Source organism: Pseudarthrobacter scleromae, from assembly GCF_014644515.1.
Lineage (GTDB): Bacteria > Actinomycetota > Actinomycetes > Actinomycetales > Micrococcaceae > Arthrobacter > Arthrobacter scleromae.
Genome location: NZ_BMKV01000006.1, coordinates 136886 through 149332, shown reverse-complemented (window position 1 = coordinate 149332; position 12447 = coordinate 136886). Strand labels below are relative to the sequence as shown.

The following is a 12447-nucleotide window of genomic DNA, read 5'->3' as shown; positions in this document are numbered from 1 at the left end:
TCTAGCGGGAACCGGCCGCCCCGGCTCCCCGCTGATTCCGGCTCCTCCGCCGGGTCAGCGCCACGCCCACCAGGCAGACCAGCCCGCCCACCAGGCCCAGCAAGGCAGGAACCTCGCCCAGCAGGAGCCAGGAAATCAGGATGGTGGTGCCGGGCACCAGGTAGGTGGTGGCGGCCAGCTTGCCGGCGTCCACCAGCGAGAGCGCGTACGCCCAGGTGGTGAAGGCAATAGCCGTGGGGAAGATCCCCAGATAGACGAGCCCCCATGTTGCCTGCGGCGGGGCCGCCTGCACTTCGCTGACCAGCTGGCCTGCGAAGGGCAGGCAACACAGCGCACCCACCAGAATCCCGAACCAGGTGGCCTGCGCGGCCGGAAATTTCCGCAGTACAGGCTTCTGAATGATGACGCTGACGGCGGCGAGCACGGCGGCAAGGAGGCACAGCAGTACACCTGACACGTCCGTCGTCGCCCCTTCCCCGGGCGCGGAGGACTGGGCTGATCCGAAGGCGATCAGCGCCACGCCGGCGAACGCAACCAGGCTTCCGATGATGAGCCACCGCGGGAAGCCCTCCTTGAGGAAGATGCCGGCCATGATTGCCACCAGGATGGGGTTCACGTTGATCAGCAGGGCACTGGTGCCCGCATCAAGCACGTGTTCGGCGGCGTTCAGTGCCACGTTGTACCCGCCGAACCACATCACCCCGTAGGCCAGGATCGGCCACCACTCCCGGCCCTTCGGGAGGAGCCGGGTCTTCACCATTTGGGGCAGCACCAGCAGGGAGAGGACGACGGCGGCAATCGCCAGCCTGCCGAGCGTCAGGGAGCCGGGGGAGAAGTGGGGGCCGATGGCCCGGATCCCCACGAAGGCGGACGCCCAGAGGACCACGGTGACCACCATGGCAGCCACCCCGAGTGCCTTGACCGGGGTTGCGGCGGTGTGGGGAGGTGCGGGGGCAGTCCGGTGGGCGGGGCTGGTTGCAGGCATGCAGCAAATCTATCCGGGCGCAAGGGCAGCTGACTGGCGGAAATCGGCCACGTCTGCGCAACTTCCTGCCAAAGTCGGTCCGGAGGCTATTGCGGCGCCGCCCACTCCAGCAGGCGTTCCACGGGCCACGTGGTGATGATCCGGTCCGCGGGGACGCCGTTCTTTTCCGCGCGCTCGGCACCGTACTGCAGGAAGTCGAGCTGGCCGGGTGCATGGGCATCGCTGTCGATCGAGAACAGGCAGCCGGCGTCGAGGGCGAGCTGGATCAGTGGATCCGGCGGGTCCTGGCGTTCCGGTCGAGAGTTGATCTCCACGGCCACGTTGTGTTCCGCGCACGCCGCGAACACCGCTTCTGCATCGAATTCGGACGGTGGCCGGGTACCGCGCTGCCCCTCCACGAGGCGCCCGGTGCAGTGGCCCAGGACGTTGGTGTGCGGGTCCTGGATGCCGCCGAGCATGCGGCGGGTCATGGTCCTGCTGTCCGCGCGCAGCTTTGAATGGACGCTGGCAACCACAATGTCCAGGCGGTCAAGCAGTTCCGGGTCCTGGTCCAGTTCCCCCGATTCCAGGATGTCCACCTCGATTCCGGCGAGCAGCCGGACCGGCCTGCCCGGCTGGCCGCCGTCACCTGGAACGGGGCCGGCATTGATCGACTCCACCACGTCCAGCTGACGGAGCAGGCGTTCGGCGGAAAGTCCGTTCGCAATGGTGAGGTTGGGGGAGTGGTCTGTCAGTGCGAGGTATTCCCTTCCCAGTACCCCGGCGGCAGCCACCATCAGCTCAATGGGGGATCCGCCGTCGGACCATTCACTGTGGCTGTGCAGGTCTCCCCGCAGCATCTCCCGGAGCCCGGCCCCTCCGGACGCCAGCGGCTTGGCACCCTTGTCCCTGAGATCTGCCAGGTACTCGGGAACCTGGCCTTCCACCGACTGGCGGATCACCTGGTAGGTCCGGTCGCCGATGCCCTTCATGGACTTCAGCCGGCCGTTTTCGGCGCGGGCGGCCACTTCCTCCGGCGGCAGCGCGCTGATGGCCGCCGCTGCCTTACGGAATGCCTGGACCTTGAACGTGGCAGCGCGTCCACGCTCCAGCCAGAAGGCGATCTCATTGAGTGCTGCTACGGCATCCATCCGTCCATCTTCACCCGTCCCGCCCGCTCCGTGGCGGTGTTTTTCGCCGATTTTGGATAATTCCTGCCTAGGCCCTATAGTTTTAGAGTCCAGTTCGGAGAAACGCAAAGGACAGAGACGGAAAGCCCAGCTTGACGCCTTTTATTTTGTTCCGAACGGGTTCTGGCCCCCATCGTCTAGCGGCCTAGGACACCGCCCTTTCACGGCGGCGGCACGGGTTCGAATCCCGTTGGGGGTACGCAAGGAACTGGTCAAGCAGGCAGAAAATGTCTGGTAGGCTGGAAGCCTTGAAAAAAGCGGTAGAGATACTGCGGAAGCAAGAAACGCAAGGCCCTGTAGCGCAGTTGGTTAGCGCGCCGCCCTGTCACGGCGGAGGTCGCGGGTTCAAGTCCCGTCAGGGTCGCTCTGATTGTTGGAAGAGATTCCGGCTGTCATGGTGACTAGTCACCTAGGCTCTGTAGCTCAGTTGGTAGAGCGTTCGACTGAAAATCGAAAGGTCACCGGATCGACGCCGGTCGGAGCCACCACTGGGAAGCATCAGTTCTTCGGAACTGGTGCTTTTCTTATTTCCTGGGCCTACAGTTAATGGGCCCGCATGGAGCACGTCTCGATCCGGCATCAATACCCCCGGGGCCGGCCAATTTCCCGACCCGCGGCTTTTCGGGTTCCGTAAACTTGCTGGCTGCACAGCCGCGGACACGCGGCAGCGGCATAAGAGAACACGCACGAACAGACGAACGTACACGAGACGAACCTGCACAACGCAGTCTGAGCGCGCACAGCGCATAAGGAGAAACTGGGAATGTCCGCCACACCTGGCACCAGGACCATCAGCCAACCACCGGGAGAAACACCGCCCGCCCATAAGAAAGCGGCGGACCGGCCGCCCGGAACCGGTGGTCAGCAACTCGCCAGATGGGTCTTCTGGCCCGCAGCCGGAACCATCATTGTTTTTGTCCTCTTCGCTACGATTTTCCCTGCGGCTGCCACAGAGATCTTCACCACCATCCAAGGCAACGTCATCAACTGGTTCGGCTGGTATTACGTTGCCGCCGTTGCACTCTTCGTGGCGTTCTCCCTCTGGATCGGCCTTAGCCACTATGGCGACATCAAACTGGGCAAGGACGAGGATGAGCCGGAGTTCTCCGTCATGTCCTGGTTCGCCCTGCTCTTCGCAGCCGGCATGGGCATCGGACTTGTCTTCTTCGGTGTGGCAGAGCCGCTGAACCACTTTGCCGCTCCCCGGCCCGGTGTTGAAGGATCCCCCCTGGTGCTCGCCCAGCAGGCGATGACGCAGACCTACCTTCACTGGGGCCTCCATGCCTGGGCCATCTACGTTGTGGTGGGCGTATCCATTGCCTACGCAGTCCACCGCAGGAACCGCCCCATCTCTATCCGCTGGACGCTTGAGCCGCTCCTGGGCCGTAAGCGCGTTTCCGGCGGGTGGGGCAACCTGATCGACGTCGTGGCCCTCGTAGGCACGCTGTTCGGTGTTGCCACCTCCCTGGGCCTGGGCGTCCTGCAGATCTCCGCAGGGCTTGAGCAGGCCAACATTGTCCAGGCCACCACCATGACGCAGATCGGGTTGATCCTCTGCATCATCACGCTGACCATCATCTCGGTGGTGTCCGGTGTGGGCAAGGGCATGAAGTGGCTCTCCAACACCAACCTGGTCCTGGCCGCGCTGTTGATGCTGGTGGTGCTTTTTACCGGCCCCACGCTGTTCCTGCTGCGTGAGTTCGTGCAGTCGATCGGGCACTACCTCCAGAACGTTGTAGGCCTTACGTTCAACACGCTGGCATTTTCCGGTGCAGAAGGCGAGGCATGGCAGGCCGCCTGGACCACCTTCTACTGGGGCTGGTGGATCTCCTGGGCGCCGTTCGTGGGCATCTTCATCGCCCGTATTTCCAAGGGCCGCACCGTCCGGCAGTTCGTGGCCGGCGTGCTCCTGGTGCCCACCGCCATGGGCTTCCTGTGGTTCTCCATCCTGGGCGGCGCCGCCATCCACCGCGAACTGTTCGGCAGCGGCGGGCTCATCGGCGACGACGGCACCGTGGATACCGAGGGCGCCCTGTTCAACCTGCTCGGCAGCCTCCCCGGCGGAGTTGTTCTCACCGCCGGCGCGATTCTCCTGATCGCCATCTTCTTCATCACGTCGGCTGACTCCGGTGCCCTGGTCATGGGCATGATCTCCACCGGCGGAGACGTGGAGCCCAGGAACTGGCTGCGCATCTTCTGGGCACTGGCCGCCGCCGCTGTTGCCATCGCCCTGCTCCTGGCCAATGGACTGCAGGCGATCCAGACCGCGGCCATCCTCACCGCGGTGCCCTTCAGCGTGGTCATCATCCTGATGTGTATCTCCACGGCCAAGGCCTTCCACCGGGAGCATGAGACCCTGATGCGCGCACAGCGTAAGCTGGCCCGCGACCAGATGGCCGCCCATGTCACGGAGCAGGTCCAGGACTCCATGCATGACTCTGTCCAGGAGCACTACCAGGAGCACGTCGCGGAACAGATCCACGACTCCGTCCAGGAGCACTACCAGGAGCACCTGGCGGATCAGGTCCAGGACCAGGTCAGCGAAGCTGTGGAGGCCCATCTGACCGAACGACTGGCTGCGGGCGAGGCTGCAGACGCCACGGCTGCGCAAACACCCAAGGCGTAGTCGGGCCGCCTGACGCGCGGTTTTCGGCTTCTGAGGGAGGCACCTGTCCAGCTGGACAGGTGCCTCCCTTTTCCGTGCCGGCACCACGGAGCGGGGCCGCGCAAGGGGTGGCATTTCTCACCTTTCCACGGCCTCAAAGGCAATACTTGATCTTGGCGGAAGGTTGTGGCACGCGCGCGTCAGGGATTACGTGTAAGCGCTTGCGCAAAATCGGCCCCGTCCCGGAAATGGGAGATGAAACCTGGTTTGATCTCTCCCTTGGAGCCTGTCTACGGTGGAAACACGGCCAGGAAAGCACCACAGTCCGGGCCTCTTCTACGGGGACCACCCAACCCCGTTCCCCCTTGATACAACGGCGTCCCCGATGACGCCTGCCGTGTCGCCGGGGCCGCCGGAGTTCGAAGGGCATGGGCATCCGCCCGTCTTCCACGAACAGTTTCAACTCCGCGAGAAGAGCAACAATGCACAAGCACCCCCAATCACCCCGGATGCTGCGGTGGCGCCCAGCCGCCGCAGCACTGGCCACAGCCGTCGCTGCCTCGGCCTTCCTGGCCGTCCCCTCGGCGCAGGCCAACGAGCCGGCCGATCCGCCGGCCGCCGAGCAGATGCCGGCGCCCACCCCCGGATTCCCCCTCCCCACGGAACACACGCAGGAAGCCTTCGACCCGGCGTCGGACTTCACCTCCAAGTGGACCCGCGCGGACGCCAAGCAGATCATGGCGCAGAGCGACCCCACTGTTGCCCCCGGTGAGAATTCCATGAGCCCGGACGTCACCATGCCGGAAATCCCCGAGGATTTCCCCACCATGAACGAGGACGTGTGGGTCTGGGACACCTGGTCACTCACCGACGAAAACGCGAACCAGATCAGCTACAAGGGCTGGGACGTCATCTTCTCGCTCGTGGCAGACCGGCACGCCGGCTACGGCTTCGACCAGCGCCACTGGAACGCGCGCATCGGCTACTTCTTCCGCAAGACCAACGCGGATCCGGCCAAGGACAAGTGGAACTACGGCGGCCACGTCTTCGCTGACGGCGCCTCCATCGGCAACACCGAATGGTCCGGCTCCACCCGCCTGATGCAGGGCAACCAGGTGAACGTGTTCTACACGGCCACCACGTTCTACGACATCGCCGAGCGGAACGCAGGCGGCGGCGGCATCGCCCCGGATGCGTCCATCGCCAAGGCCCTGGGCAAGATCCATGCAGACGAGAATGGCGTCACCTTCGACGGGTTCAAGCACACCAACCTGCTTGAGCCTGATGGAGAGATGTACCAGACCAAGGAACAGAACCCGGGCTTCGCCTTCCGCGACCCCTACACCTTTGCCGACCCGGCCCACCCCGGCAAGACCTTCATGGTCTTCGAAGGCAACACCGGCGGCACGCGCGGCGAGTACGAGTGCAAGCCCGAAGACCTCGGGTACCGCCCCGGCGATGCCAATGCCGAGTCCGTTGATGAGGTCAACAGCAGCGGAGCCTACTACCAGACAGCGAACGTGGGCCTGGCAGTGGCAGACAACAAGGACCTGACCAAGTGGTCCTTCCTGCCGCCGATCCTCTCAGCCAACTGCGTGAACGACCAGACCGAGCGTCCGCAGATCTTCATCCAGAATGAGGGCGGCAAGAACAAGTACTACCTGTTCACCATCAGCCACCAGTTCACCTACGCCGCCGGCATGCGCGGCCCGGACGGCGTCTACGGCTTCGTTGGCGACGGCGTCCGCTCGGACTACCAGCCGATGAACAACAGCGGCCTGGCCCTGGGCTCGCCCACGGACCTGAACCTGCCGTCGGAGTCCCCGGAGGCACCCACTCCGAACCAGAACGGCCGCCAGTTCCAGGCGTACTCCCACTACGTGCAGCCCGGCGGGCTGGTCCAGTCGTTCATCGACAACGTGAACGGCGTACGCGGCGGCTCGCTGTCACCCACCGTGAAGATCAACTTCCGGGACGGCATCTCGCAGGTGGACCGCAGCTTCGGCCAGGACGGCCTTGGCCCGTTCGGCTACCTGCCCACCAACCTCCGCGTTGGCGGCGAGGGCCACTACAAGTAAAACCGACTGCCCCCTAAAAGCAGTTTAGGTACAGGCAGGGACGTCCGGATCAGGGCGCCCCTGCCTGCTGCCGTTAAGGCACCGCCGGGGATAGGGTGGGGATCAACAGAAGGGGGAGTGCCTGATGGAATACCAGAACCCACAACCCAGCCAGGGGCTACAACAGCGTGCCGCGCCGGTTCCCGTACCCGGCTCCGGCCGGACCGTTATTTCCGAGACAGCCGTCGCCAAGGTGGCGGGCATAGCAGCCCGCTCCGTCCCCGGTGTCTATTCCCTGGGCTCTGTCCCGTCACGCGCACTCGGCGCCATCCGCGACGCCGTCGGCAGTTCCGACCATGCCGCCGGTGTGCGGGCCGAAGTTGGTGAAACTCAGGTTGCCGTGGACATCAGCCTCGTGGCGAGCTACGGGACACCGCTCCACTCGCTCGCCAACCAGGTCCGCGCCGCCGTCTACCGGGCGGTGGAGGAGCTCGTGGGGCTGCAGGTGATCGAGGTAAACGTGGAAGTCACCGACGTCTACATTCCGCCTCCGGTCAAACCCGCCGTTTCCGGAACGACTGACGTTTCCGGCACGGCCGGAAGGGAGGCGCTGCTGTGAACCTCACCGTGGCCGGCGCAGCAATGGGCGCGTTCGTCGCCTTCATGTCCCTGCAGTTCGGGTTATGGGGCTTCCTGGTTTCCCTCCTCTTTATGGCCATCGGGGCACTCCTGGGCCGGGCCGCCGAAGGGAAACTGGACCTTCGCAGGGTCCTGGACGCCATCATCGGCCGGCGCTCGTCCTCATGAGCTCCACAGCCCCGGCCGTCCGGGGCCAAGAGCTGAGCGGCCACAACCGCATCAGTACCCAGGCCCTGACAAGCCTCGCCAAGGCCGCAGCAGCCCAATTCCTCGGTGTGGAAGCCGAGGACGTCCGCGCTGACTGGACGGACGACGACGGCCTGCTGGCCCTGTCCCTTGTCGCACCCATCAGCATGCCCCCGTTGAGTGCGGTGGTCCAGGATCCCTCGCGCGTTGAGGGGTCCGGTGGTTCCATTTGGGACCGGACCGTGAGGGCAAAGGCCGGCATCCTGGCGGCGGTGGCGGAGCTCAGCGGTTCCGGGCTGAGCCGGGTGGACATCAGGATTACGGGGGCAAAGATCAGTGAAGGGGGGCGGGTGCGATGAACCGCAATGGTGAAGGCCAAAGCCCGGATATGGACCGGATCCTGCGCCGTGAGACCCGGTCAACGCGTGCTGCGGTGGCCACCGCAGCGGCCGTCCTGGTCATTGTGCTGGCAGCCTATGGGCTCCTCGAAGCAGGCGTCCACGCAGTAGGGCAACCGGCCTGGTTGATTGAACCGCAGGTGGCCGCGGAGCGTTTGGTTGCCCTGCCGGCGGGGATCCCTCCGTTGTTGCTGGGAGCCATCGGTGCTGTGCTGGCAATGGCCGGCCTGGTCTTCCTCCTCAACGGGGTTCTGCCTGGACGCCGCGCCCGCCACCTTATGGGTGTTGGCCGGGACGCCGCGGGCCCGGCCGTTGTGGTGGATGATGAAGTCATCGCTTCCTCGCTTGCCCGGCGCGCCCGGCTTGCAGCGAACGTCACGCCGGAACAGGTCATGGTGGTGGTCTCCCGGCGGCAGGTGGTGGTGAGCGTCCGGCCCACCTCCGGTGTTCCTGTGAACCAAGACGCGGTCCTCGAGGCAGTCCGGAGCGAAGTGGATGCCATGGCACTGGATCCCTCGCCCGAGGTGCGCGTGAACGTGGCAACCTCCGGAGTGATCGGCGCATGAACAGCACCCCTACCCTTCTCAACCGGATCCTGGTCGCGGCACTGGGACTGCTGCTGCTTGGAACGGGCGGCCTCCTGATGTTGCTGGCCGCAGTGCCCGCCGTGGCCACCTGGTGGCGGTCCTGGTCCGCGGACGCTTGGAGCGGAATCAACGCGGCGTTCAACGCCACCCGCTTTCCGGGGCGGCCCGAAAGCTGGCTGTGGATCCTGGTGGCGCTGGCCCTGCTGGTGCTGATTAGCCTTATGGTGGCCTGGGTTGCCCAGCAGGGCAAAGGGCGGGCCGATGTGCTGGCCGTCGAGTACGATCCCGGTGAGGTCCCGGGTGACGTGCGGATCGGCGGGGGAGTGGCTGAGCAGGCGCTGAAACATGCCCTCGCGCACCGTCCCGACCTCGCCGGCGCCACGGTGACCACCTATGACGTCAAAGGCATGCCCGCGCTGAAGGTCCGGCTCCTCCCGCGGCAGGGCGTGGCCCCGCACCTGCTCGCAGATGAAGTCTCTGTGCTGGTGTCAGCCCTGGAACGGGCGGTGGGAAAGAATATTCCCGTGCTGATCCATATCGGAGCCGGAGCGCGGACGCGCTTCCGCAGGGCAGAGCGCGTCCGCTAACCGTCTTTAGTTCCTTGTCAGGTACACGGCGCAGTCCACAGGAACCTCCTGCAGCAGTTCCCACTCCGCGGCAGGCTCCGGTCCGCTGGAGAGCGCTACGGACCAGCCGTCGGGTACGGGGGCGGATGCGAAGCCCATGTTGGCGAGGACCAGGACATCCCGGTTGTGGAAGGCCAGCAGGCCGCTTTCCGGTGCATGGACCTCCGCCCACGCCAGGGAGCCGGTGCTGAGGCGCCGGGCGGACCGCAGAGCGAGCGCGGCGCGGTAAAGCTCCAGCGTGGAGCCTTCCTCGCCCTCCTGCTGGTCGGCGGCAAGCGGCCCAAATTCCGCAGGCTGGGGAAGCCAGGGGGACGCAGGTTCACCCTGGAACGAATGCGCGAAGCCGTAACCGGGCTTGTCCGCAGCCCACGGAAGCGGTACCCGGCAGCCGTCCCGTCCGGTTTCTGCGCCCTGGGTACGGAAGAACGTGGGATCCTGCCGTGCCTCGGCCGGAAGCCTGGTGTGCTCAGGGAGTCCCAGTTCTTCGCCCTGGTACAGGTAGGCAGAGCCCGGCAGTGCCAGCTCAACCATGGTTGCCGCCCGCGCCCGGGCCAGGCCCAGGGCCGTGTCCGGCTGCTCATCGTCCGCGGCGATGCCCTTGGGGAACATGGTGGGATCCGTGAGCCCGAAGCGGGTGGAATGGCGGACGGTATCGTGGTTGCTCAGCACCCAGGTGCAGGGGGCACCCACGGCTTGGGCCGCCTTGAGCGACGCGTCGATCGCCTCTGCCATGCGCTCGGCGTCCCAGCCGGCCATCAGGAAATCGAAGTTAAAGGCCTGCTGCATCTCATCCGGCCGGACGTAGAGCGCCAGCCGTTCGGCCGGTTCCACCCAGGCCTCGGCCACCATCATCCGGTCGCTGCCGTACTCGGACAGGACACGGTGCCAGTCCCGGTAAATGTCGTGGACGCCGTCCTGGTCGAAGAAGGGCGAGGGCGGATACACCGGGGACACCGCACGGTGGGGTTCCTCGGAATCAGTGTGGGCGCCGGGTGCATCGCCGGGAGGGGACGGTTCCCTTCGAACCTCAGAGGTGCCCTCCACCATGGCGGCCACCCCGTCCCAGTCGGGAAGGCCCTGCTCCTTGACCATCCCGTGGGCTACGTCCACACGGAAACCGTCAACACCGCGGTCCAGCCAGAAGCGGAGGACAGAGCGCATTTCCTCCCGCACTTCCTGGTTTTCCCAGTTCAGGTCCGGCTGCTTGGTGTCGAAAAGGTGCAGGTACCACTCCCCGGCTGAACCGTCGGCTTCGGTGACCCGGGTCCACGCCGAGCCGCCGAAGATTGACTTCCAGTTGTTGGGTGGCCGGTTGCCGTCACCGGACCCCGGCACCTCGTCCTTTCCCGGGCGGAACATGTAACGGTCCCGCTCGGGGGACCCGGGCGGGGTGCTGAGTGCTGCCCGGAACCAGGCGTGCTCGTCCGAGGTGTGGTTGGGGACAAGGTCCACGATGACCTTCAGTCCGCGCCGGTGAGCTTCCCGCAACATGGCGTCGAAGTCCTCAAGGGAGCCGAAGAGGGGGTCCACCTGCCGGTAATCAGCCACGTCATAGCCGCCGTCGGCCTGGGGCGATTTGTAGAACGGGGAAAGCCAGATGGCATCCACCCCCAGCCGTGCCAGGTAGGGCAAGCGGTCCAGGACCCCGCGCAGGTCCCCCATGCCGTCGCCATTGCCGTCGGCAAAGGATCGGGGGTAGATCTGGTAGACGACGGCGCCGGCCCACCATTCGCCGGTTTGGTCAGAGGCAGGAACGCTCGGCTTGGACATTAGGTTCCTCTCAGATAACTTTTTGATGTAAACGCTTGCATTGCCGACAGCAACCTTACTAGTGTGATGGTCACCACAACAACCTCACCAAACAACCGCACTGTCGACTTACTTGTCACTCAGCGAGGAGCTTCAAGCTAATGAAAACCCCTAGATTCCTACTTCCGGCTGCCACCGCCGGCGTCCTGGCCCTGACCCTCACCGCCTGCGGCGGGGGAGGTGGCGGAACCACGGGAGGCGGCAGCGACGCGGAAGCCAACCTCGAGGGCCGCGGCCCCATCACGTATGTCCAGGGCAAGGACAACAGCAACGTGGTCCGTCCCCTCCTCGACAAGTGGAATGCTGCGCACCCTGATGAGCAGGTGACGTTCAAGGAGCAGACTGACCAGGCGGACCAGCAGCACGATGACCTGGTCCAGAACTTCCAGGCCAAGAACGAAAACTACGACGTTGTCAGTGTTGACGTTGTCTGGACCGCCGAATTCGCTGCCCGCGGGTGGCTGCAGCCGCTCGAAGGCAACATGGCCATTGAGACGGACGGCATGCTGGAGCCCACCATCGAGGCAGGCTCCTACCAGGACAAGCTGTACACCGCGCCCGTTTCATCCGACGGCGGCATCCTCTACTACCGCAAGGACCTTGTTCCTGAAGCTCCCAAGACCTGGGACGAGATGATGGGCATGTGCTCCATCGCCAAGGAAAACAACATCGGCTGCTACGCGGGCCAGTTCAAGCAGTATGAAGGCCTGACGGTTAACGCTTCAGAGGCCATCAACTCGGCGGGCGGCTCCGTGCTCGGCGAGGACGGCAAGCCCAACCTGACCACCCCCGAGGCCGAGGAAGGCCTGAACAACCTGGTTGACGCCTTCAAGAACGGGAACATCCCGGCTGAGGCCATCACCTACCAGGAAGAGGAAAGCCGCCGTGCGTTCCAGGAAGGCAAGCTGCTCTTCCTGCGCAACTGGCCGTACGTCTACAACCTGGCCACCACTGAAGGTTCCTCACAGGTGAAGGATGTTCTGGGTATGGCCGCACTCCCGGGCAAGGATGGCCCGGGTGCGTCGTCACTTGGCGGACACAATGCCGCCATCAGCGTCTACTCCAAGAACAAGGCCACGGCCCTTGACTTCGTAAAGTTCCTCATCGAGGAAGAGCAGCAGAAGTTCTTCGCCACCCAGGGTTCACTGGCTCCCGTCCTTGGTGACCTCTACGAAGACCAGGAACTCGTTGCCAAGCTTCCGTACCTGCCGGTTCTGAAGACCTCCATCGAGAACGCCGTGCCGCGCCCCGTCAGCCCGTTCTACCCGGCGGTCACCCAGGCCATCCAGGAGAACTCCTACGCTGCACTGAAGGGCGAGAAGTCTGCTGAACAGGCCCTGGCCGACATGCAGAAGTCCATCGAGTCCGCCGGCGCAGGATCGTAGC

11 protein-coding genes and 3 tRNA genes are annotated in these 12447 nt (G+C 65.0%); 11 read left to right on the top strand and 3 right to left on the bottom strand.

The annotated features are described in order from the left end of the window. Position 1 precedes the first annotated feature (1 nt). Together IEX33_RS16470 and IEX33_RS16465 are read right to left on the bottom strand one after the other, a co-directional pair. Positions 2-985 (bottom strand): DMT family transporter, encoded by a 984-nt coding sequence (locus tag IEX33_RS16470; RefSeq protein ID WP_188731982.1) that lies wholly within the window; start codon positions 983-985, stop codon positions 2-4. An 86-nt stretch (positions 986-1071) separates the two neighbouring features. Continuing rightward, a complete protein-coding gene (locus tag IEX33_RS16465) occupies positions 1072-2115 on the bottom strand; it encodes a PHP domain-containing protein (RefSeq protein WP_188731980.1) in 1044 nt (347 codons plus the stop codon). Positions 2116-2280: 165 nt separating this feature from the next. Here IEX33_RS16465 and IEX33_RS16460 point away from each other — a divergent pair. The 10 genes from IEX33_RS16460 to IEX33_RS16415 all read left to right on the top strand — a co-directional run bounded on the left by IEX33_RS16460 (position 2281) and on the right by IEX33_RS16415 (position 9213). Beyond that, positions 2281-2353, top strand: a tRNA-Glu gene (locus IEX33_RS16460). A 91-nt stretch (positions 2354-2444) separates the two neighbouring features. Beyond that, positions 2445-2518 (top strand) — tRNA-Asp (locus IEX33_RS16455). 48 nt (positions 2519-2566) lie between these two features. Next, positions 2567-2642: transfer RNA gene (locus IEX33_RS16450), tRNA-Phe, on the top strand. A gap of 275 nt (positions 2643-2917) precedes the next feature. After that, positions 2918-4780, top strand: coding sequence for a BCCT family transporter (locus IEX33_RS16445; protein ID WP_188731978.1), 1863 nt, complete (start codon positions 2918-2920; stop codon positions 4778-4780). Positions 4781-5241: 461 nt separating this feature from the next. Next, positions 5242-6837 (top strand): glycoside hydrolase family 68 protein, encoded by a 1596-nt coding sequence (locus IEX33_RS16440; RefSeq protein ID WP_188731976.1) that lies wholly within the window; start codon positions 5242-5244, stop codon positions 6835-6837. Between the two features lie 124 nt (positions 6838-6961). Beyond that, a complete protein-coding gene (locus IEX33_RS16435; RefSeq protein ID WP_188731974.1) occupies positions 6962-7435 on the top strand; it encodes an Asp23/Gls24 family envelope stress response protein in 474 nt (157 codons plus the stop codon). Then, positions 7432-7623, top strand: coding sequence for a DUF2273 domain-containing protein (locus tag IEX33_RS16430; protein WP_104188100.1), 192 nt, complete (start codon positions 7432-7434; stop codon positions 7621-7623). Before IEX33_RS16435 ends, IEX33_RS16430 begins: the two co-directional genes overlap by 4 nt. Beyond that, positions 7620-8000 carry a hypothetical protein gene (locus IEX33_RS16425; RefSeq protein WP_188731972.1) on the top strand — a complete coding sequence of 127 codons (381 nt, stop codon included), beginning with the start codon at positions 7620-7622 and terminating at the stop codon, positions 7998-8000. Before IEX33_RS16430 ends, IEX33_RS16425 begins: the two co-directional genes overlap by 4 nt. Then, positions 7997-8605 carry a DUF6286 domain-containing protein gene (locus IEX33_RS16420; RefSeq protein WP_188731971.1) on the top strand — a complete coding sequence of 203 codons (609 nt, stop codon included), beginning with the start codon at positions 7997-7999 and terminating at the stop codon, positions 8603-8605. The genes IEX33_RS16425 and IEX33_RS16420 overlap by 4 nt, the downstream gene beginning before the upstream one ends. Further along, complete coding sequence (locus IEX33_RS16415; protein ID WP_188731968.1) at positions 8602-9213, top strand: hypothetical protein; 612 nt, start codon at positions 8602-8604, stop codon at positions 9211-9213. The genes IEX33_RS16420 and IEX33_RS16415 overlap by 4 nt, the downstream gene beginning before the upstream one ends. A gap of 6 nt (positions 9214-9219) precedes the next feature. On the opposite strand, the gene IEX33_RS16410 is transcribed toward IEX33_RS16415, so the two are convergent. Next, positions 9220-11022, bottom strand: a complete 1803-nt coding sequence (locus IEX33_RS16410; RefSeq protein ID WP_188731967.1) for a glycoside hydrolase family 13 protein — start codon at positions 11020-11022, stop codon at positions 9220-9222. 140 nt (positions 11023-11162) lie between these two features. Here IEX33_RS16410 and IEX33_RS16405 point away from each other — a divergent pair, with 140 nt between their 5' ends. Then, a complete protein-coding gene (locus IEX33_RS16405) occupies positions 11163-12446 on the top strand; it encodes an ABC transporter substrate-binding protein (protein WP_188731964.1) in 1284 nt (427 codons plus the stop codon). Position 12447: the final 1 nt, after the last annotated feature.